Annotated in this window: 19 protein-coding genes; 5 read left to right on the forward strand and 14 right to left on the reverse strand. The window is 61.8% G+C overall.

The genetic code is table 11. The features are described from left to right. Window positions 1–7 precede the first annotated feature (7 nt). The 13 genes from AOA62_RS21430 to AOA62_RS21490 form a co-directional block, all read right to left on the reverse strand. On the reverse strand, window positions 8–277 hold the full coding sequence (locus AOA62_RS21430; protein WP_017138916.1) for a DUF2934 domain-containing protein: 270 nt from the start codon (window positions 275–277) through the stop codon (window positions 8–10). A gap of 24 nt (window positions 278–301) precedes the next feature. Then, window positions 302–3,058 carry a malto-oligosyltrehalose synthase gene (locus AOA62_RS21435; protein WP_099549666.1) on the reverse strand — a complete coding sequence of 919 codons (2,757 nt, stop codon included), beginning with the start codon at window positions 3,056–3,058 and terminating at the stop codon, window positions 302–304. Continuing rightward, window positions 3,055–5,139, reverse strand: coding sequence for a 4-alpha-glucanotransferase (malQ, locus tag AOA62_RS21440; RefSeq protein ID WP_099549667.1), 2,085 nt, complete (start codon window positions 5,137–5,139; stop codon window positions 3,055–3,057). Before malQ ends, AOA62_RS21435 begins: the two co-directional genes overlap by 4 nt. Beyond that, on the reverse strand, window positions 5,136–6,881 hold the full coding sequence (treZ, locus tag AOA62_RS21445) for a malto-oligosyltrehalose trehalohydrolase (protein ID WP_099549668.1): 1,746 nt from the start codon (window positions 6,879–6,881) through the stop codon (window positions 5,136–5,138). The genes malQ and treZ overlap by 4 nt, the downstream gene beginning before the upstream one ends. 39 nt (window positions 6,882–6,920) lie before the next feature. Beyond that, window positions 6,921–8,477 (reverse strand): glycogen synthase GlgA, encoded by a 1,557-nt coding sequence (glgA, locus tag AOA62_RS21450; RefSeq protein ID WP_026013833.1) that lies wholly within the window; start codon window positions 8,475–8,477, stop codon window positions 6,921–6,923. A 603-nt stretch (window positions 8,478–9,080) separates the two neighbouring features. Continuing rightward, complete coding sequence (locus tag AOA62_RS21455) at window positions 9,081–10,031, reverse strand: D-2-hydroxyacid dehydrogenase family protein (RefSeq protein ID WP_099549669.1); 951 nt, start codon at window positions 10,029–10,031, stop codon at window positions 9,081–9,083. A gap of 26 nt (window positions 10,032–10,057) precedes the next feature. Further along, a complete protein-coding gene (locus AOA62_RS21460; protein ID WP_099549670.1) occupies window positions 10,058–11,074 on the reverse strand; it encodes an alpha/beta fold hydrolase in 1,017 nt (338 codons plus the stop codon). A 44-nt stretch (window positions 11,075–11,118) separates the two neighbouring features. Then, window positions 11,119–11,562, reverse strand: a complete 444-nt coding sequence (locus AOA62_RS21465; protein ID WP_099549671.1) for a YqaA family protein — start codon at window positions 11,560–11,562, stop codon at window positions 11,119–11,121. A 3-nt stretch (window positions 11,563–11,565) separates the two neighbouring features. After that, window positions 11,566–12,012 (reverse strand): DUF411 domain-containing protein, encoded by a 447-nt coding sequence (locus AOA62_RS21470; protein WP_099549672.1) that lies wholly within the window; start codon window positions 12,010–12,012, stop codon window positions 11,566–11,568. Between the two features lie 112 nt (window positions 12,013–12,124). Continuing rightward, window positions 12,125–12,583, reverse strand: coding sequence for an SRPBCC family protein (locus tag AOA62_RS21475; protein WP_017138908.1), 459 nt, complete (start codon window positions 12,581–12,583; stop codon window positions 12,125–12,127). 90 nt (window positions 12,584–12,673) lie between these two features. Further along, a complete protein-coding gene (locus AOA62_RS21480; RefSeq protein ID WP_099549673.1) occupies window positions 12,674–14,668 on the reverse strand; it encodes a methyl-accepting chemotaxis protein in 1,995 nt (664 codons plus the stop codon). A 161-nt stretch (window positions 14,669–14,829) separates the two neighbouring features. Further along, the gene (locus AOA62_RS21485) at window positions 14,830–15,750 is read right to left on the reverse strand and encodes a calcium-binding protein (protein ID WP_256592463.1); all 921 of its coding nucleotides are present in this window, start codon (window positions 15,748–15,750) and stop codon (window positions 14,830–14,832) included. Window positions 15,751–16,050: 300 nt separating this feature from the next. Further along, a complete protein-coding gene (locus AOA62_RS21490; protein WP_099549675.1) occupies window positions 16,051–16,962 on the reverse strand; it encodes an AraC family transcriptional regulator in 912 nt (303 codons plus the stop codon). Window positions 16,963–17,064: 102 nt separating this feature from the next. Between AOA62_RS21490 and AOA62_RS21495 the strand changes: the two genes are divergently transcribed. Genes AOA62_RS21495 through AOA62_RS21515 form a run of 5 tightly spaced genes read left to right on the forward strand, consistent with a single transcriptional unit; the run spans window position 17,065 to window position 21,469 of the window. Further along, window positions 17,065–17,625, forward strand: a complete 561-nt coding sequence (locus AOA62_RS21495; protein ID WP_099549676.1) for a carboxymuconolactone decarboxylase family protein — start codon at window positions 17,065–17,067, stop codon at window positions 17,623–17,625. Window positions 17,626–17,663: 38 nt separating this feature from the next. Then, window positions 17,664–18,725, forward strand: coding sequence for an acyl-CoA dehydrogenase family protein (locus AOA62_RS21500; RefSeq protein ID WP_099549677.1), 1,062 nt, complete (start codon window positions 17,664–17,666; stop codon window positions 18,723–18,725). Continuing rightward, window positions 18,722–19,525 carry an ABC transporter ATP-binding protein gene (locus AOA62_RS21505; protein WP_099549678.1) on the forward strand — a complete coding sequence of 268 codons (804 nt, stop codon included), beginning with the start codon at window positions 18,722–18,724 and terminating at the stop codon, window positions 19,523–19,525. Before AOA62_RS21500 ends, AOA62_RS21505 begins: the two co-directional genes overlap by 4 nt. Next, window positions 19,512–20,711, forward strand: coding sequence for an ABC transporter substrate-binding protein (locus tag AOA62_RS21510; protein WP_099549679.1), 1,200 nt, complete (start codon window positions 19,512–19,514; stop codon window positions 20,709–20,711). The genes AOA62_RS21505 and AOA62_RS21510 overlap by 14 nt, the downstream gene beginning before the upstream one ends. Next, window positions 20,708–21,469, forward strand: a complete 762-nt coding sequence (locus AOA62_RS21515; protein WP_099549680.1) for an ABC transporter permease — start codon at window positions 20,708–20,710, stop codon at window positions 21,467–21,469. Before AOA62_RS21510 ends, AOA62_RS21515 begins: the two co-directional genes overlap by 4 nt. A gap of 47 nt (window positions 21,470–21,516) precedes the next feature. Here the strand turns inward: AOA62_RS21515 and AOA62_RS32060 are convergent, their stop codons facing one another. Next, window positions 21,517–21,660 (reverse strand): hypothetical protein, encoded by a 144-nt coding sequence (locus AOA62_RS32060; RefSeq protein WP_169986206.1) that lies wholly within the window; start codon window positions 21,658–21,660, stop codon window positions 21,517–21,519. Window positions 21,661–21,690 lie beyond the last annotated feature (30 nt).

The following is a 21,690-nucleotide window of genomic DNA, read 5'->3' on the forward strand; positions in this document are numbered from 1 at the left end:
TGGGCTGTTAAGGCTTGGGCTTTTTCGGCGCCGCAGGCTTTTTGGCCGCTGGCGGTGCGGGCTTGCTGGCCGCCGGGGCCGGCGGCTTGGCTTTTGGCGCAGGCTTGGGAGCGGTCTTGGGTTTGGCCGCAGCTTTGGGTTTGCTTGGGGTCAGCGCTTCGGCTTCGGCTAATTTGCGCGCCATCTCCCAGTGGCGTGCATCTTCACCGTGGGGCTTGCCTTCGGATTCCCAGATCTGATGCGCCAACTCGCGTATGCGTTTGTCTTCAGTACTCATCGCAATACTCCTCACAGAAAATTTTCAGCTTTCTTGATCATCGGGATTGATAAAGACATTGACCGGGAAATCCCCCAGGGCAGCGCTGATCAACAGCTCCTTGTTTGGTGTGACTGCGCCTGTATGAAAAAGTCCCTTCCAGTTTTGTGTTGTGGTGGCGAACGGTAATTTCACCCGCGTATCGCCCCAAACCTGCGCATTGATATGGGGTTGTTCACCGTTTTCCAGCAGGCGATGGGGCCAGCGTGGCACCACCACCAGCAGGTGTTTGCCTTGATACGTGCGGCAAAATGCGACGACGTGATCGGCGTGCTTGCCTACCACTTCCAGCGGCGTGTAGCTGCCGCGTTGGAAGCGTTCGGTGTTGGCCTTGCGCACGGCCAGCACCTGGGCAATCAGCGCCTGTTTGATACGCCCGTCGCGCCAATGGGACAACAGCTCGCCGACGTCCGGCGGTGTGTTCAACGCCTGTTGCCGTGCGTTGAAATCCACCGGGCGGCGGTTGTCCGGGTCTACCAGGCTGAAGTCCCAGAACTCATCGCCCTGGTACAAATCCGGTACACCCGGCACGGTGATACGAAGCAAGGATTGCGCCAGGCCGTTCAGTGCGCCCGCCGGGGCGATGGCCTGGGCGGCGCTGCCGATGGCGTTGCGTAACGGGGTGCCGGCATCGCTGAGCAACAGGCGTGACAGGAAGGCATCGACCGCCTGTTCATAGGCTTCGTTGGGCGCGCTCCAACTGCTTTGCAACTTGGCTTCGCGCAGGGCTTTTTGCTGCCATTGCCACAGGCGTTGCTGGTAACCCTGCATGTCCGGGTTGCTATCCAGCGGCCAACTGCCGAGCAGCACTTGGTAAAGGATCAGTTCATCGCCCGCCGACGGGCTGTGTGCATCGTCGCGCAACGGTGCGGCGAGGCGGCGCCAATGCTCGACTTGTTCGACGTACCAAGGTGCGCATTCACTCAGTACCGCCAGGCGCGCTCGCGTGTCTTCGCCGCGCTTGTGGTCGTGAGTGGCGGTGGCCAGCAGGTTGTCGGGGAAGGTCTGCAGGCGCTGTTGATTGGCCGCATGAAAGTCCGCCAGCGGTGCACTGAACTGTTCGGTGCTGAAGCCCACATCGTTACGCGACAGCAGCACCGCCGAGCGGTAGAAGGCGGTGTCTTCCACGGCCTTGGCCGCCGCCGGCGACGTGAGCTGCTGGAAGCGCACGCAGGCATGCTTGAGCATCTTGCGTTCACGCCCGACCGGGCGGTTGCGCCACGGCTGGCCGCCCAGCCATTTTTCCAGGTGGTCGAGCACCGGCCAGTCGCCTTCGCCCAAGGTGCTGCGAGCACCGGCCAAGGCTTGCAGGAAAAACACATCATCATGGGCGCTGCGCCCACGGGCACTGATGTAGGTGCGGTACACCGGGAAGTGCACGATCAGCTCCTGCAAGGCACGGCGGATTGCGCCCAGGGTCAGGTCGCGGGTCATCACGTCGTCGCGGGCCACTTGCAGCAGGGCCTGGGCCACACTCTCGAAGTCACCGGCCAGGGAACCGTTGAGAATCTGCTGGCGGGCCAGCCGGGCTTCTTCGATAAAGGCAGCAGGCCGTTCGCTGTAGCGCGTCCACAGCTCCGCCAACGGCGCAAAGCCTGTTGGGTCGTGCTGCAACAGCGACAGCTGGTTCATGAATTCATAGCCGGTGGTGCCGTCTACCTGCCAGTCTTCGCGCAGGGTTTCGCCTTCACCGAGGATTTTTTCTACGAAGATCGGCAAATGCCGGTTGGGCGAAAGGGAATCCACGCGCCTGCGCAACTTGCGGCAATACCCGCGTGGGTCAGCCAACCCGTCGATATGGTCGATGCGCAAGCCGTCCACCAGCCCTTGGCTGATCAGCTCGAAAATCTTGCCGTGGGTGGCTTCGAACACGGCGCTGCGTTCTACGCGCAGGCCGCCGAGTTCGTTGACGTCGAAGAAGCGCCGCCAGTTGATATCGTCCGCTGCGGTGCGCCAACTGGCCAGCCGATAAACCTGTTGTTCCAGCAAGGCGTGCAAGTGATTGAAGCCGTCCGGCTGGCGCCCATCAAATTCGGCCAGCTGGCGTTCGATGGCGTGCAGCACCGAGGCTTCGGTGGCCCGTTCGGCCAGCACGTGTTTGAGCCAGCCGGCTTCGGTGTAGGCGTCATCCTGGTAGGCAAGGGCGCTGAAACGCTCGGCCAGGGGCTTCAACAATTCATCGCCGCCCAGAATCATGGCGTAGTCACGCGGGCAAATCGGGAAGCGGTGCTCGTAATGCTCGACGTAAAAACCGCCCTGCACGGCATCGAACTTGAGCGCCAGGTTGCCGCTTTGCAGCGCTTCACCGTAGTCGCTGCCCAGAAACGGCATCAGCAATTGGCCCTTGAGCAGCGGGTCCGGCGAGTGCCACTGGATATCGAAAAACTCACTGTAGGGACTCAGGCGGCCCCATTCCAAGAGGTCCAGCCACCACGGGTTGTCTGCACCGCCGACGGCCATATGGTTGGAGACGATATCGAGGATCAGCCCCATCCGGTGCTCACGCAGCGCCGCAACCAACCTGTGCAAGGCGGGCTCGCCTCCAAGCTCGGGGTTGACGCGGGTCGGGTCAACCACATCGTAGCCGTGCATGGAACCGGCGCGGGCGGCCAGCAGCGGCGAGGCATACAGGTGGCTGATGCCCAGTTGGGCGAAGTAGGGCACCAGGGGCACGGCATCATCCAGGGTGAAGCCTTTGTGAAATTGCAGGCGCTGGGTCGCGCGCAGGGGTAATGCGTTCATCGGTCACGCTCATGGGCCTGGTTGCGCGCCACGGCCAGCAGCTCCAGGCGGCGGGCGGCGCTGTCGTTGTCGAGCAGGCTGGCGGCTTCACCCGGCAGGCGGCGGCGCCAATTGGGGTGGGTGTCGGTGGTGCCGGGCAGGTTGGCTTGTTCCTCGATGCCCAGCGCGTCTTCCAGCGGCAACAGCACCAACGGCGCGCGGGTGTGGCCCAGGTAGCGCACGCTGGCGTCGAGCATATGGTCGGTGTCATTGCGGATTTCATCGACGAAGTTCTGCGGGTCCTGGCTCAAGGCCTGGCGCAGCGCCTGGCGTTCGCGCAGGCGGTGTTCGCTCCATTGCTCCACGGTCGGCGCATCGATCAGGCCCAGCTGGATATTCCATTCGATATCGCGGCTGTGCCACCAGCCGTTGAGGGTTGGCAAGTCGTGGGTGCTGGTGGTAGCCAGGGCGTTGTCCGGCCAGTCGAGGATCGGCTTGAAGTGGCCGTCGTGGTTTTGTTCAAAGAGTAAGACGCGCATGCCCAGGATCGAGCGGCCGCTGAGTTTTTCGCGCAGGCCATCGGGCACGGTGCCCAGGTCTTCACCGAGCACGATGGCCTGGTGGCGGTGGGATTCCAGCGCCAGCAGGCGCAGCAGGTCATCCACCGGGTAGTACAAATACGCGCCTTCGCGCGGCGTAGCGTCCATGGGGATGACCCACAGGCGTTGCAGGCCCATCACATGGTCAATGCGCAGGCCGCCGGCGTGGGCGAAGTTGGCCCGCAGCATCTCGATAAAGGCGCGAAAGCCGTTGCGCTTGAGACCTTCAGGGGAAAACGCCGAGATGCCCCAGCCTTGACCCGCGCGGTTGAGAATGTCCGGTGGCGCGCCGACGGTAAGGTTGGCGAGTAGCTCGTCCTGCCGGCTCCACGCCTGGCTGCCGCCGCCATCGGCACCGACCGCCAGGTCTGCGATCAGGCCGATGCCCATGCCGCTGCCACGCGCGGCTTGTTGCGCGCGCTCCAGGCTGCGTGCGATCAGCCATTGGCAGAAGGCAAAATAGCCGATCTCATTCGTATGGTCGGCGGCAAATTGCGTCAGCGCCGGGCTCTGAGGCGAGCGCCATGCTTCGGGCCAGTGGCGCCAGTCGAGGTCTTCACCGGCGGCGGCACGCAAGGCTTGCACGGCTTCAAAGCGACAGTGGTTCTCCAGGGCTTCGCCGCCGGCCTGGCGAAAGCTCAGGAAGTCGGCGTGTTGCGGGTGCTGGCCGTGGCGGAAATCTTCATACAAGGCACGCAACAGGCGCTGCTTGGCGCGGGCGGCGGTGGGCCAGTCGATCAAGGTGAGCTGTTCCAGGGCGTGCAGCTCATCCGTAAGGTCCAGTGCCTCGATGGCGTTGCGCACTTCGCGCTCGCCAAGGATGCAGGCGGGCGAGGCATACAGGCTGTTGAGGAACAGGCGGCTGGAAGGTGAGTAGGGGCTGTAGCGCTCGGTGTCGGCGCTGAACATCGCATGCATCGGGCTGATGGCCAAGGCATCGGCGCCGCGTTCGGCGGCGCTGCGGGCCAGGTGCTCCAATGCCAGGGTGTCACCGAAGCCGCCGTCACCCAGGCGGCGCAGTGCATACAGCTGCGCACTCAGGCCCCAGGCGCGGGCCGGTTGGCTGTCGACCGCTTCAGCGACGCTGTAGCAATGGGTAGGGGCCACGGCCAGGGTGAAGGTTTGGTCGTCGATATGCACCTGGTGATAACCCAGCGCGATTACGCCGGGCAGTTCGGCATTGCCGTCCAGGCGCAATTCCAGGGTTTCGCCCTGTTCCAGGCTGACGCGGCACGGTGTGTCCGGGGCGAAGTAATGCGCGAGGTCCAGACCCACGCCGGTGTCCACGGTCATCAGCGGTGGCAGGTGCTTGTCTTGTTGCACCCGTTCCATTTCGAGCAGGCTGGCATTGATCTCGGCGTCAGTATCGGCCGGGTGGCCCAGGCCTTTGAGGACGGCACGCAAGGCGGCGGGTTCGACATGTTGCGGGCGGCCGTTTGCGTCGATCCAATCGACGGCCAGGCCCGCGCGGCTGGCGAGTATTTCCAGGTTCGCTTCGCTCAAGGGTGATCTCCAACAGGGGATAAGGCGACGCGTGCGCTGAACGGCGCCAGTTGCGCGCCTTCATGGGCAGACGTCTCGAATAGCAGGTGCGGCGGCGCCGGGTGATCCAGCGGCGTGGCACCCAGGTTCAGGTCAATCTGCAACAGGCTGCCGTTGCCCAGGCGCCAGCGCGCGGTGACGGCGCCGTCGGCCAGTACCTGCGCGCCCAGGGCCACGCTGCCGGGCAAGTGCGGCACGATATGTCGATGGCGCAGGCTCAGCAGCTGACGGTAAAGCTGCGCGTGTTCGTTCTCAGTGAAGAGGGGCGCCGACTGTAGGAAAGTCGGCAGCGCATTCGGGTCGGGGATATGTTCGCGCCGCTCAGGGTCTTTAAACGCGGCGAAATCGGCAAATTCGTTACGTCGGCCTTCGCGCACGGCTTCGGCCAGCTCACCGTGATGATCGGTGAAAAACAGGAACGGCTGCTCGGCGTTGACTTCATCGCCCATAAACATCAGCGGAATCATCGGCGACATCAGCAGTAAGGTGGTGGCCGCCTTCAGCGCCTGGGGCGAGCACAGTTGGTGCAGGCGCTCGCCCAGGGCGCGGTTGCCGACCTGGTCGTGGTTTTGCAAAAACGCCACGAAGGCGCTGGGTGGCAGATCACCACTGGGTTCGCCGCGCGCATGGCCGTGACGGGTGGTGTGGCCTTGGTAGATAAAACCTTCGCCCAGGCAGCGCGCGAGTTTCTCGGTGGGGTCTTGTGCGAAGTCGCTGTAATACGCATCCGTTTCGCCCGTGAGCAGTACGTGCAGTACGTTATGGAAGTCGTCATTCCACTGCGCATCAAAGTCGTGCTTGAGCAGGCGAGCCTGGTTGAGTTCGTTTTCCAGCACCAGCCACACGTGCCGGCCGGTGTCCACCTGCTGACGTACCCGTTGCGCAAGTTCCTTGAGGAAACCGGGGTTGTCGATGGCGTGTACCGCGTCCAGGCGCAGGCCGTCGAAGCGGTACTCGAGCAACCACATCAGTGCGTTGTCGAGGAAAAAGTCGCGCACCTCACGGCGATCAAAATCAATCCCGGCGCCCCACGGCGTGTGCACGTCTTCTTCAAAGAAGCCTTGGGCGTACTGGCCCAGGTAATTGCCATCGGGGCCGAAGTGGTTGTAGACCACATCCAGGATCACCGCCAAACCGTGTTCGTGGGCACTGTCGATCAGGGCCTTGAGTTGTTCGGGGGAGCCATAGGAGGCTTGCGGGGCGTAGGGCAGCACCCCGTCGTAGCCCCAATTGCGCTCGCCGGGAAATTGCGCCAGCGGCATCAGTTCAATGGCGGTCACGCCCAGTTCGGCCAGGCGTGGCAGGTGCTTTTGCACGCCGGCATAGCCACCCAGTGCGCCCACATGCAGTTCGTAGATCACCGCCTCATGCCAAGGGCGACCTTGCCACTGGCTGTGTCGCCATTCGTAGGCGAGGGGGTCGACGACCACGCTCCAGCCGTGCACGTCGAGTGCCTGGGCCCGGGATGCCGGGTCTGGCACGTTCTGTTCGCCATCAATGTTGTAGCGGTAACAAGTGCCCGCCGGGCACTCGGTTTCTACCTCGAACCAGCCATCTGCCTGGGGCAGCATGGCGATGGACTTGCCGTCTTGCAATTCAACGCTGACATAAAACGCGTCTGGCGCCCACAAGGCAAAACGCGTGTGTTGCGCGTCCAGCATGATTGCGCCGTGGGGCCAGGTTTCCAGAGTCCGTGACGGCATCTATGAAGACCTCCCTTTTTTGAAACAACAACCAAAAAATTACTTCGTGGGTTTCCCCAGGGCCTTGGCCACCAGTTGCTCGTAAAGCTCGGCGTAGGGTTCCACCGCCTGGCACCAGTTGAACGGTTGGGTCATGGAGCGGCTGCGCATGGCGTTAAGCAGGCCTTTATTGGCAAACACCCTGAACGCGCGGCTCAGTGCTTCTTTATAGCTCTCGACAGTGGACTCATTGAACAGGAAGCCGGTGACGCCATTTTCGATGGTGTCCGCCAAGCCGCCGGTATTGCGCGCCACCGGCAGCGAGCCGAAACGCTGAGCGTACATCTGGCTCAAGCCACACGGCTCATAGCGCGAGGGCATCAGCAGGAAATCGCTGCCGGCAAACATGCGCCGTGCATCGGTTTCGTTGAAGCCGATGCGCACCCCGACCTGGCCAGGAAAGCGCAGGGCCAGTTCGCGCATGGCGTGTTCTTCTTCCGGCTCGCCACGGCCGATGATGGCGATCTGGCCACCGTTCTCGACAATAAAGCTGCTGACCGCTTCGGTCAGGTCCAGGCCTTTTTGGTACACCAGCCGTGATACCACCGCGAACAGCGGGCCTGTGGACTCGTGCAGGCCGAACAGTTCGCGCACATGGGCGGCATTCACGGCTTTGCCTTCCCAGTCGCCAATATTGAAGTTATGGGTCAGATGCGTGTCGGTGGAGGTTTCCCAGCTTTCGTCGATGCCATTGGGAATCCCGCTGAGCAGGCCTTGCTGGGTCTTGCTGGCGAGGAAGCCGTCGAGGCCACAGCCGAATTCCGGGGTGGTGATTTCCTGGGCGTAGGTCGCGCTCACGGTGGTGATATGGCTGGAATACGCCATGCCCGCTTTGAGGAACGACATCTTGCCGTAGAACTCCATGCCTTCCTGTTGCAGGGCATGGGGTGGAATGCCCAATTCCGGGGTCGACGCCAGGCTGACCACCCCCTGGTAGGCGAGGTTATGAATGGTGAACAGCGTGGGGGTGCGCGACCCACGCCAGTGCATATAAGCCGGCGCCAGGCCAGCCGGCCAATCATGGGCGTGCACCAGGTCCGGGCACCAGTGGATCTGCGCCAGGTTGGCGGCCATGTCGGCGGCGGCCAGGCCCAGACGAGCGAAGCGGATATGGTTGTCCGGCCAGTCGCGGCCGTTGTTGGCGCCGTAGGGCGTGCCTTCACGCTCGTAGAGCTCGGGGCAGATCAGCACATAGATGACCAGGCCATCCTTGAGGTCCATGCGCCCGATCTTGCACGGCGGCAGCGCTGCGTGCCCGCCCAGCTCGCCAATGATATGGATCGGGTTGTCACTTTCCATTACCTGCGGGTAGCCCGGGATCAACACGCGCACATCATGCAGGTGCGCCATGGCGCGGGGCAGGGCAGCGGAGACGTCGCCCAGGCCGCCGGTTTTCACTAGGTCGGCGAATTCGGACGTCACAAACAGGACTTTCTTACGATTAGGGTTCTGACTCACGATCGGCCGCACAGTGTTGGGCAGGTCGGCCAACGAAGTCGGTCCCCCTGCCGGCTGACTAAAACGCTCTCCCTGAGTATCGACTGCAGCACTGATCATAGTTCTCTCCTACATGTTTGGTCGGCTGATGGCCCGCTGCCATCGGCTCCGATTGGCCACATCCTGCGGCCAGGCGCACAAGCACAGTACAAGCTGGCAAGGCGTATGCCAGTTGCACCCATTGCGAAAAAAGAGTGGATGGACGGGCGTTCGGCTGAAGCGCCTGCGCTCGTCTCCCTTAAAAACTTGACCTGCGGCAGAGTTGTAAAGTTTCGATTTTTTGCGGGGTTTTTGTTTTGAAACGGACCCATCGGTCATCAGTCTAGGACAGATCCCAGAGACTGTACGGTTTCTAGGGGTTTTTTGTAGGACAAAAAACTTGTAACGATATGCACCGTTCGGAACTTGCGGTGATTCTGGGAGAACGGCGGGTAATTGAAGTGAAAAGAGCTGGTGTGGCGAGCAGGCTTGTTGTGGCGAGCAGGCTTGCCCTGCGTTGGAGCGCGCAGCGCTCCCAAATCGCTCAATCGGTGCATCAGATAGACCGGGTGTGCTCATTATGGGGCTGCTGCGCAGCCCAACGCAGGGCAAGCCTGCTCGCCACAACAAGCTTGCATGCCACAACAAGCCTGCATGCCAAGACAAGCTCGCTTGCGATACCGCTTATAGGCTGCGAATCGGCGTGCCGCTGGCCCAGGCCTGAATGTCCTCGATCATCTGCTGATAAAACTGCCGATAATTCTGTTCACTCACATACCCGACATGGGGCGTGGCCAACACATTCGGCAAGCGCCGGAAGGGATGATCAACCGGTAGTGGCTCTTCGCTATACACATCCAATGCGGCCCCCGCCAGTCGCCCGGCCGATAACGCCTCGATCAGCGCCTGTTCATCCACAATCGGCCCACGTGAGGTATTGACCAGGCGCGCACTCGGTTTCATCCAGCTCAGCGCCTGCGCATCTACCAGACTGCGACTGCGCTCGCTGAGCACCAGATGCACGCTCAGAATATCCGCCTGTTCGAACAACTCACGCTTGCTGACCCAGCTCACACCCGCCTCTGCGGCCCGCTCCGGCGTAAGGTTCTCGCTCCAGGCAATCACGCGCATGCCAAATGCCTGGCCAAACTGCGCAACCTTCTGGCCGATGCTGCCCAGTCCGAGAACCCCCAGGGTTTTGCCATACAGATCGCCACCCAGCCCGACCTGCCAGCCGCCGGCGCGCAGTGAGTTGGCTTCGGCCAGCAGGTTGCGGGTCGAGGCCATGATCAGCGCCCAGGTTAACTCCGGCGCCGCCTGCTTGTAGCTGTCGGTGCCGCACACCTGGATGCCCAGGGCTTTAGCCGCGGCAATGTCGATGGCCGCGTTGCGCATGCCGCCGGTCACCAGCAGTTTCAGCTTGGGCAGGCCTTGCAACAGGGCCTGATCGAAGGTCGAGCGCTCGCGCATCAGGCAAATCACGTCGAACCCCTGCAAACGTTCAACCATCGTGGCGGTATCGGCGGGGTAATCGTGCAGAAAATGCACCTGGCCCACCGCCGCCAATGCCGACCAATCCACCACACCACTGGCCACATTCTGCCAATCATCAATGACTGCGATCTGTACCGACATTCAGAAGTGCCTCGAAAAAGGTTGGATTAAAGGGCGTTTAACCCCTGTAACAGTGCCTTATGAAACTGCGCCGGTTCTTCCATCTGCGGTGCGTGGCCCAGGCCCGGGAACTCCACCAGGGTCGCATGGGGGATCAGCTTGGCCACCTGCTTGCCCAGCACGTCGTAGTGACCGAGCCTGGCCTTGACCGCCGGCGGCGCGATATCACTGCCAATGGCGGTGGTGTCGGACGTGCCGATCAACAGCAGCGTGGGCATCTGCAAATCCTTGAACTCGTAGTACACCGGCTGGGTGAAGATCATGTCGTAAATCAGCGCCGAGTTCCATGCGACCTGGGTATGGCCCGGTCCATTATTGAGGCCGGCAAGCATGTCGACCCAACGTTCGTATTCCGGCTTCCAGCGCCCGACGTAGTAAGTGTTGAGTTCATACTGGCGAATGCCTTCGGCGCTGAGTTTCAACTCGCGCTCATACCACTGGTCGACGCTGCGATACGGTACGCCCAAGGCTTTCCAGTCTTCCAGGCCGATGGGATTGACCAGTGCCAACTGCTCGGTTTGTTGCGGATACAGCAGTGCATAACGGGTGGCGAGCATGCCGCCGGTGGAATGGCCGATGAGGGTGGCCTTCTGAATGCCGAGTTTCTCCAGCAGTTGGTGGGTGTTGATCGCCAGTTGCTGGAAGCTGTACTGGTAGTGGTCCGGTTTGCTGGAGGTGCAAAACCCGATCTGGTCCGGCGCGATCACACGGTAACCCGCTTCGCTCAAGGCCTTGATCGAATCTTCCCAAGTGGCGCCGCAAAAGTTCTTGCCGTGCATCAACACCACGCTGCGGCCATTGGCACGGCCCTTGGCGGGCACGTCCATATAACCCATGTGCAGGGTTTTGCCTTGGGACTGGAAACTGAAATGTTCGACCGGGTGAGGGTATTGAAAGCCTTGCAGCTCGGGGCCATAGGTAGTGGCAAGGGGAGCAGCGGCGAGGGCGGGAGCGGCGCTCGCCGTGAGCAGGCCGGTGATGCAAAAGGCGCGGATTAGCGACATGAACAGGGCTCCGGAAGGAATGCCCGGATGCTGTTGCGAGGGGATTAAGTGGGGATTAACACCCAGTGCAGGGTCAGCGCCGCCAGCACGCCATAACGCAGGCTCTTGGCCAGCGTGACCAACAGAAAAAACCGCCACAGCGGTTCGCGCATTACCCCAGCGACCAAGGTCAGCGGGTCACCGATGATCGGCACCCAACTGAGCAATAACGTCCAGTGCCCCCAGCGTTCGTAATGGCGACTGGCCTTGTCGAGTTGCTTTGCGCTGACCGGAAACCAGCGGCGATCCTTGAAGTGTTCAACCCAGCGGCCCAGCCACCAATTGACCACCGACCCCAGGACATTGCCCACCGTCGCAATACCCAGCAGCAGCCACAGGCTGTAGTGGCCGCTGAGCAATAAGCCAACCAGCACGGCTTCCGATTGCAGTGGTAACAAGGTTGCTGCGCCAAAGGCGGCAAAAAACAGCCCCAGGTAACCGGCGAGCATTAATCAGTGGGCCGGGTAGTCAGCCACCACCACATCCTGACCGTCGCGCGTCAGGCCGATGACCTGGTAGGCCTCGCGGCGGTCACCCATTTCCATACCGGGCGAGCCCATGGGCATGCCGGGCGCGGCAATGCCTAGCAGATCATCACGTTTGCGCAGTGCCAGCACCTGCTCGGCGGGCACATGGCCTTCGACGAACTTGCCGTCGATCACGGCGGTATGGCACGAGCCCAGGCGCGGCGCTACGCCCAGACGCTGCTTGACGGCGCTCATATCGGCTTCGACATGGTCATTAACCTTGAAACCGTTGGTTTCAAGGTGACTGATCCATTTTTTGCAGCAACCGCAGTTGGCATCGCGGTGCACGTCGATTGGGATCAGGTCGGCCGCCTGGGCCAGTGTGGTGGTGAACAGGGCGCAAAGTAGGGCCAGTCGCAGGGGGTTTTTCATGTGGGGCTCGTGGGCAAGAGGACGGCGTCGGGATTTTGCGGCGATCATGACGACGTCATCGCAGGCAAGCCAGCTCCCACAGGGTGAGCGGGGTGCCAGTAATGTTTCTAAATTATACGAAAGCCGCGTTTTCAAGGCGGTGCTTGAGTTGGTCCAGCGCAATGGTCGACAGGTCGATCATGCGCGCGTGCAAGGTGGCCAGTTGCAATTCGGTCTCGTAGGTGAGCACCCGTTTGAACAGCGTGCCGCCACGGTGGGGTTGCAGGAAGTAGTGAATCGAACCGTCTACCGCGAGGGAGGTGAACACGGTCTTGAATTCACTGGGGCGGCGGGCGATTTGTACGCGATAGCTCATGGGGACGCGCACGCCCAGCAGGTCGATGATTTCGGTAAAGCGCGTGCCGGCCGGCAGTGAGCCGGTGGTGCCGGTGTCGGCACTCAGGGAGGTGGGGTGCCACTCGTGCCAGCGATCCGGCTGGGTCACATAGTCGTAGATGACCTCGATTGGCGCCTGGATAAAGCGTTCCTGACTGATCCGCTCCAAGCGGGCCGAATGCTCAGCTGCATGCATGACACACCTCCTGTGTGGCGAGAGTTTGTCCTGAGAGCTGTCAGAATAGTCCCACTCCCGCGCATTGCACGGGAGTGTCTCAGTCTTTTATCAGCGCACCTTGAAGCGGCCCATCAATGCAATGACCCGGCCATTGGCATCCAACAGGCTCTGAGTGTTGGTTTGGGTGGCGTGGCCACTTTCTACCAACTCATCGACCATCTGTCGGATCTGCACCATGCTGCGGTTGATCTCCTCGGTCACTGCGCTTTGCTGCTCGGCCGCCGTGGCGATCTGGGTGCTGAGGTTATTGATATGGCTGACGGAACCGGCCATCTCATCCAGCCCGGTGTTCACCCGCGCCGTGGCATCCGCCGCCGACTGGCAACTGGCCTGGGTGTTTTCCATGGCCGCCACCGACGAACTCACGCCGGTGGTCAGGCGCGCGAGCATCTCGTTGATCTGCGAGGTGCTGGCCTGGGTGCGTGCCGCCAGCGCCCGGACTTCATCGGCCACCACCGCAAAACCACGGCCTTGCTCGCCAGCCCGCGCTGCTTCAATGGCTGCGTTAAGTGCCAGCAGGTTGGTCTGGCCGGCAATCGCGCCGATCACACCGAGGGTTTCGGTGATGCGTGCCGCGTCCTGGCGCATGGCCTCCACGGTGTGGGTGGCGCTGGCGACTTCGCCGATCAAGGCGCTGACACTGGTGGACGCTTCGCCCACCACCACGCGGGAGCGGTCGGCATGCTCGTTGGCGCGCTGGGTGAACGAGGCGGTTTCCGCCGCGTTTTGCGCGACGGTGTCGGCAGTCGAACTCATTTGCGTGATGGCGGTGACGGTCTGGTCGGTCTCCGAGGCGTGGCGCACCAGGATCTGGTTGGTGTGGGCCGATGTCTGCTGCAGTTGCGCCAGGCTCGACGACATGGCGCCCGTGGCCTGGGTCACTTCACCAATCATGTTCTGCAGGTAGACGATAAAGTGGTTGACCGAATGGCCGATCGCGCCCAGTTCGTCTTCGGCGCGAATGGTGATGCGCCGCGTCAGATCGGCGTCGCCGGCTGACAAGGCATCGATATTGGTCTTCAACGACTTCATGCGCTGCACCAGTTGGCGGATCGCAAAAGCGGCCAGCAGCACCAGCAGCAACACCATGGGGATTTGTATCAGGGCCAGGCTGCCGAGCACGTCATCGCGTTGGGCGGTGATCAACGAGGTGGGCAGGGCGGTGGCGAGGAACCACGGCGTGCCCTCGATCGGGCGCAGGTAGAAGGTGCTGGCCACGCCCTGGTTGTCGAACTCGTTACGCACAAGCCCTTGGTCACGATGGGCCAGGGCTTGACTCACCTGGGCGGCAAACGCCGAGGTGCCAGCCAGTTCGCTGATGTTCTTCAACACCACCGGGCCGCTGATGCGCGAACTGTTGCTGATGATCTTGCCGTCGCCTTCAACGATCAGCATCTGGCCGCCGATGTCTTTTTCCTTGCTGGCCACCAGCTCATTGAAGAACCCCAGGGTTACGTCAATGGTGGCCACGCCATAGGCTGCGCCATCGCGCTGAATGGCCATGGCACAGTTGGTGCGTGGCTCCTGGCTGGCGTCGTCCTTGTAGGCGGCGGCCCAGGCGCACTGGCCGCGCGGCGAGGCGAGGCCGCCTTTGTACCAGCTCTGGTCGTAGTAGTTGGGCGCAGCGTCGCTGTTCCAGAACGTGTTGACCGCCAGTTTGCCCGACGCATCACGGTGCCAGAAGGTGCTGAACTTGTTGCGCCCTGGGGCGCGCTGGTTGGGCAGTGGCCAGATACCGCCGCCGAAGACTTTCAGCTCGCCATACTGGTCCACCAGGCCGGGCAGCACCTTGTCGATGGCATCGCTGTCGAGCAGGGGAATGGTTTGGGTGATGCTGCGTTGTTGGGCTTGAACCTTGTTCAGTTCGCCCTGGATGCGCTCAGCCACTTCGGCGACGCGGTTGAGCACCACCTGTTCTTCGGTATGGCGCAGCGTGGGGGCCACCAACTGGCCGATACCGACGACGGTCAACACCAATATCAGCAGGACGAACAGCACCAGAAACAAGGTGTAGCGGGTTTGGATGGAGCGCAGAGGGGGCATGGGATCGTCCTTACGAAGCGTTATTATCGACGCGGCTTTGTTAGAGCTTCGTAGGGCTATCGGCTTGGAGAGAAGGAGCTTTAGGTACGATGGTGCAAAGTGAGTGGGCAACGGTGACCTTGCAGGTGTTCGCCATTGCAAGGTCACCCCTTGAGCTGACCTTATTGGCCAGTGGTGCTCGGTTTCACCTCAGTGAAAGCCGAGCCTTGCGTGGTGTCGAAGTGATCATTGGCGCCAGCGAAAATACGGTCCTTGCTCCGATTATTCCGAATGCGGTCATTACCTTCGCCGGTGAAGAACGACGTACGGTCATGCCCCACCAATTGGTCGTCGCCGCCTTCTCCGTGCAGGTAGTTGTCCCCACTCCCACCCAAGAGCGTGTCGTCGCCGGGGCCACCATTGAGAAGGTTCCATTTATGCGCGCTGCTGAACCCGGCCTGGAGGTGGTCGTCGCCAGCCTCGCCGAACAGAATGGTAGGGCCGCTGCCGCCGTACAGCTTGTCGTTGCCGTCGCCACCTTGTGCAACGCCAAAGCCACTGCCCAAGCGCAGCGTATCGTTGCCGTCTTGCCCAAGGAGTCCGGTCGGGCCTGCGCCGGCCTGGAGTCTGTCGTCGCCATCACCCCCCTCGATTAACACGTAATGCTTGACGTCATCCTCGACGATAACTGTGTCATTACCGCCATTGGTCTTGATCAACAGGTTGTTGTTCAAGCTTTGTTGGGGTGGGATATCGACCACATACGACTGTCCGTTGACGATGAACTGCAACTTGTCACCTGGCCAGCTGCGCACGCGAATGATGTCGTCGTCGTTACCGGTTTCCACCTTAAGTTGATTGGCAACAATCTTAGGTTTACCGGGGTACGCCGTGCTCCAGGTGATTTCGCGGCTAAAGGTCACATCGCCTTTTTGGAGCAGTATGTGTGTCCTGACGTCGCGCGCGCCCGGTGACAGGTCGGCGGGTGGATCATAGGGTGAAGGTTTGGGCTTGACCGGCTCGACGCTTGGCACAAGGTGACGCGCGGTTGCTGGGGCGTGAGCGTAGGGAGAGAGCATGGTGATGTCCTTCTCGATAACCAAGGTATAAACCTGACAGCAGGTCAGGGCTCCTCTTACGTGGGCGATCGATGCAAGAGCGTTCCTGGCAACCGCGCAGAGCTTGCGACTGGATATGTCGTTCGTCCGGTGATGATCGGCCGTAGAGGGTCAGACCAGGTAGCGCTTGCGCAAAGGCCGGTCCATTTCACGACTGGAGGTATAAACAGGAAGCCTCTCTCATCGCCTAAAACGGTCGGATCGCAATACACCACTGCCGCGTCGGCACGTGAGCCGGGCCTGTTGTGTGGTGCGTTTTCACGCAATTTCCGGCTTTCCTGGTTGCTAATTCCGCCATTGACCTTTGCGATAAGCCCCAGGCTGCTGGCCGGTGGTCTTGTAGAACGCCCGAGTAAACGCTGCCACCGACTGATAACCCACCGCCAGTGACACATCGGCCACGGTCATGTCTTCTTTGAACAGGCGGCAGGCATGGCGCATGCGCATCATCAACAGCACCTGCCCCGGCGATTGCCCGCACAGCTCGCTGAAACGCTTGAAAAATGCCGAGCGCGACAAACCGGTGCAGGCTGCCATGCTTTCCAGGGTCCATGGGTCTGCCGGTCGGGCGATCAATTGCTCGAGCAACTCGGCGAACGCCGGTTGTCGGCCCAGTGCCGCCAGACCGCCCAGTTCGCTGTTATCGATGACTTGCTGACGCAGCACATACAGAAACAATAAATGGCACAAACGCTCGAGCAATGCCGAGGAGGGCGCCGGGACGCGCTCGCACTCTTGCAGGATCAATTCGAACAAATTACGCGCAGCAGTAAGCGATGGGTCGCCGGCGCGCAGGATGATCCAGGCGGGCAAGCCGTCGACGATCATCGCCGACAAACCGGAATGGAAATGAAAAAAACCGCAGACCAGGCCGACGCCATCGTCGGCGTTGCTGTCCAGCGCCAGCATCGGTCGGCGCGGGCATTCCTGCGCTGCCGCGGCCGTGGCCTCGCCAGACAGCCGATACTCGAGGTCACGCAGCAGAAACACCGCATCACCATTATTCAGGTGATGGGGAAGGGGTTCGCCGTCAATATGCAACCAGCATTGGCCCTGCACAATCAGGTGGAAACTCGCGCTGGCCAGCCCATGGGTGCTGGCATGCCACGCGCCGCAATAGCGGCCGACATGGAACAGGCTGGTGTTGAGTTCGAGGCTGTCTAATAACCAATCAACGAGCGCACTGGACGAATTCATCTAACGGAAAGACTCTAGAGCAAGTAATCGCTACTTTAGCCTATTGAGGCGTTTTTTTATAACCAACAGACTTAGGCGATGAACCCATCAGGAGACCACTCCATGTCCCGTGTACCGTTGCTCACCCCCGAAACCGCTCCGGAAGCGGCCAAGCCCTTCCTGGAAAATGCCCTCAAAGGCTCGGGTTTCATTCCCAACCTGCTCGCCGTGTTGGCCAATGCACCGGCGGCGTTGGAAACCTACATCACCGTGTCCGGGCTCAACGCCAAGTCTGAGCTGAGCCTGGCCGACCGCGAAGTGGTGCAGCTGATTGCCGCCACCACCCACGGCTGCGATTTCTGCGTGGCCGGCCATACCGCCGTGGCGCGCAATAAAGCCAAGCTGCCCGAAGACGTGATTGACGCCCTGCGCCAGCGCGGTGAATTGCCCAACGCCCGTTATGAGACACTCGCCGCGTTCACCCGCGAAGTGATCGCCACCCGTGGCGATGTCAGCGACGCGGGTTTTGAAGCGTTCCGCGCCGCCGGTTATACCGAGGGCCAGGCGCTGGAAGTTATTTTGGGCGTCAGCCTGGCAACCCTGTGCAACTTCGCTAACGTGTTTGCCCGTACCCCGCTGAACCCGGAGCTGGCGCAATACCGTTGGGAAAAACCGGCAAGCTGAATCGGCGATGGTCCACCTGCTGTAAAAAGGAGAAACGAATGCTTGACCCTATCTTGAGCCGTTGGCTCGATGTTCAAGCGCAGGCCCTGGATGTGGGCAGTTGCGATCCACAGGAAGTGCTGCCAAGGCTGGCAGAGTCGAATGTATTAAGTATCGGCGTGCCCAAGGCGCTGGGCGGCCTGGGCGGTGATGTGACCGGCGCGGTGGAAGCCATTGCCAACGTGGCCAGCCATTCCCTGGCGGCGGCGTTTGTGTGCTGGGGCCAGCGCTCTTTTATCGAATATTTGTTGCAGAGCCCGAATGAGCGGCTGCGCGAACACCTGTTGCCGGACCTGCTCAGCGGCAAGCTGGCCGGGGCGACCGGGCTGTCGAACGCGATGAAATTTTTGTCCGGCATCGAGACCCTGCAAATCAGCGCGGAGCCGACCGAAGACGGTTGGACCCTTAACGGCCGCCTGCACTGGGTGACCAACCTGCGCAAGAACGGTTTTGTTGCGGCGGCGGCGATTGAGCATGCCGGCGGCGGCGCGCCGTTTATTCTGGCCATCCCGGATTCGGTCGCAGGGCTGCAGCGTTCGCGTGACCTGGAACTGATGGGCCTGCAATCGAGCAATACCGCGGCCCTGGGCCTGGAAGGCGTGGAGCTGAGCCGCGACTGGTTGCTGCATGAAGATGCACGCAAGTTTCTGCCGGCGGTGCGCCCGGCGTTCCTGGGTTTGCAGTGCGGCATGTCCATTGGCCTGGCGAGGCGCTCACTGGCGGAAGTGGCCAACCATTTGGGCTCCTCACGCACGGTGTTGCGTGACGAGCTGGAAGCCTTGCGAGCGACCCTCGATCACCTGGTCACAGAACTTAAAGGCGGCCTGTTGGCCGGTCGTTTTGCCGTCGAGCCGGTGCCCTTGTTCAAACTGCGCATCGCCCTGGCCGAAACCGCCGCCAGCGCGGTGCAGCTGGAACTGCAAGCCAGTGGTGGCAAGGCCTACCTCACAGCCCATGGCAGTGGCTTTGCACGGCGCTGGCGCGAGTCGGCCTTTGTGCCGATCGTGACGCCAAGCCTGGTGCAACTGCGCACCGAGCTGCACCGTCAGGCCAACCTATGAGTCAGGCGGTACTGAGCGCCGAGGGTATTTGCCTGGGCTATGCCAGTGGGCCGGTGTTGCAAGGGTTTGATTTGCAGCTGCAGCCGGGCGAAGTGGTGTCGATTCTCGGCCCCAGCGGCGTGGGTAAATCCAGCCTGTTGCGCGTGCTGGCCGGTTTGCAGGCGCCCCAGGGCGGTAGCGTGCAGGTGCTGGGCGAGCCGCTGGCCGGGCCGCATCCACGGGTGGCAGTGGCGTTTCAAGACCCTAGCCTGTTGCCCTGGCTGAACCTGGAAAAGAACGTCGCCTTTGGCCTGGATTTCGCCCGTCAGCCGCACTTGAGCCCTGAGCAGCGCCGCCAGCGCGTCGACCACGCCATTGCGGCGGTCGGCCTGGAACATGCGCGCCAGCAGTTTCCAGCGCAGTTGTCCGGCGGCATGGCCCAGCGCACCGCGTTGGCCCGTTGCCTGGCCCGCCAGCCGCAGGTGTTGCTGCTGGATGAGCCGTTCGGCGCGCTGGATGAAGTTACCCGCGCCGACATGCAGCACCTGCTGCTCAAGGTCAACCGCGAGCAGGGTTCGGCCGCGGTATTGATCACCCACGACATCGACGAAGCGCTGCTGTTGTCCGACCGCATCCTGCTACTGGGCAACCGCCCGGCGCGGACCTTGGGCGAATGGCACATCGATTTGCCGCAACCGCGCGAAGAGCAGGTTGAAGCCATCGGCGCGTTGCGTATCGAGATTCTGAAAACCTTACGGCAGGCGAGCCGCCCTCAACCCAACCCCATTGATCAACAGGAGTTTTCACATGTGTCTGGATGACCTTACGCACTCGCGCCGTGACTTTCTCAAACTCTCGGCGGTGCTCAGTGCCGCCGGTGCCTTGCCGCTGCTCAGCAGCCTGCAAGCCCGCGCCGCCAGCGAGCCGGACGCGCCGGTACGCATCGGCTATTTGCCGATCACCGACGCCACGCCCTTGCTGGTGGCGCATAACAACGGTTTGTTCGAGGCCGAAGGCATCAAGGCCGAGCGCCCGGTGCTGTTGCGCAGTTGGGCGCAGGTGATCGAGGCGTTTATTTCCGGGCAGGTCAACGTGATTCACTTGCTGTCGCCGATGACGGTATGGGCGCGCTACGGTAGCAAGGTGCCGGCCAAAGTCGTGGCCTGGAACCATGTCGGCGGTTCGGGCCTGACGGTTTCGCCGGGCATTACCGAGGTGAAGCAATTGGGCGGCAAGTCGGTGGCGATTCCGTTCTGGTACTCGATCCACAACGTAGTGGTGCAGCAACTGTTCCGCGACAACGGCCTCACGCCAGTAGCGCGTGCCGCCGGCGCTGCGATTGCGGCCAATGAGGTCAACCTGATCGTGTTGCCGCCTTCGGATATGCCGCCGGCATTGGCGAGTAAACGCATTGACGGCTACATCGTCGCCGAGCCGTTCAACGCCCTGGCGGAAAACCTCAAGGTCGGCCGCGTGCAGCGCTTTACCGGCGATGTGTGGCGCAACCACGCCTGCTGCGTGGTGTTCATGCACGAGCATGACCTGACCAACCGCCCGGAGTGGTCGCAGAAGGTGGTCAATGCCATCGTCAAGGCGCAGGTGTGGACTCGCGAGAACCGCGAAGAGGCGGTGAAGCTGCTGTCCAAGGACGGCCCGAACCGCTATACACCGCACGCCGAGCCGGTGTTGAGCAAGGTGCTGGCCCCGGCCGCCGCCGACCGTGCCGCGTACCTGGCTGACGGCGCGATCCAGCATGCCAACTGGGACGAGCATCGCATCGACTTCCAGCCGTACCCATTTCCCAGCTACACCGAGGAATTGGTACGGCGCTTGAAGGAGACTTTGATCGAAGGCGACAAGAAATTCCTCGCTGACCTGGACCCAACGTTCGTGGCCAAGGACCTGGTGGACGACCGCTTCGTGCGCAATGCCATCGAGTCCGTGGGCGGCATGAAAACCTTCGGCTTGCCCGACGGTTACGAACGGCACGAGGAGATCGGCGTTTGAACAACGGCAGAATCCCTGGCTGGTGGCTGGGGCTGAGTGGTTTGGCCGGCTTGCTGTTGCTGTGGTGGTTGGGTGTGAAAGTGTTTGGCGATACCGGTGGCTTGTCGGCGCGCTTTTCGCTGGCGGCAACGGCAAGCAGCTTGTGGGAATTGCTCGGGCGCAGCGAGCTGTACCTGCACATCGCGGTGAGCCTGAAGCGCATATTCGTTGGGCTGTTTCTGGCGTTGTTGGTCGGTGTGCCGTTGGGGCTGCTGGTGGGCAGTTCGCGCAACCTGGAGGCCGCCACCACACCGGCGTTCCAGTTTCTGCGGATGATCTCGCCACTGTCCTGGATGCCCATTGTGGTGATGTTGATGGGGGTGGGTGACCAGCCGATTTACTTCCTGCTGGCGTTTGCGGCAGTGTGGCCGATCATGCTCAATACCGCCGCTGGCGTACGCCAGTTGGACCCGCGCTGGTTGCAACTGAGTAAAAGCCTCAGCGCCACGCGCTGGGAAACCCTGCGACGGGTGATCATTCCCGGCGTAGTCGGGCATGTGTTGACCGGCGTGCGCCTGGCCATTGGCATTTTGTGGATCGTGCTGGTGCCGTGCGAAATGCTTGGGGTGAGCGCGGGGCTGGGGTATTACATCCTCGACACGCGTGACCGCCTGGCGTATTCGGAGTTGATGGCGATGGTGGTGGTGATCGGCTTGCTGGGGTTTGCGCTGGATGCCTTTGCGCGCTGGCTATATCAACGTTGGGTGCACGCAGGCTGACTGCAGGCGTCTCGCTTTGCTCACTGCAAAGCGAGACGCGCGTGGTGTCAGCGGTGCTCGTAGCCACGGCCGCCATCGTAGCGATGGTCGTGGTCGTGCCAGCCGCCACCGCCGCCACGTGGGAAAAAGAAGCAGCCGCTCATGGTCAACATGATCAGCAATGGAATCAACAGTGTGATTCGACGGAGCATTTTCAAATCCTCTAAAGTACCGACAGGTTC

This window comes from Pseudomonas sp. 2995-3 (assembly GCF_002742565.1).
GTDB classification, from domain to species: Bacteria; Pseudomonadota; Gammaproteobacteria; order Pseudomonadales; family Pseudomonadaceae; genus Aquipseudomonas; species Aquipseudomonas edaphica.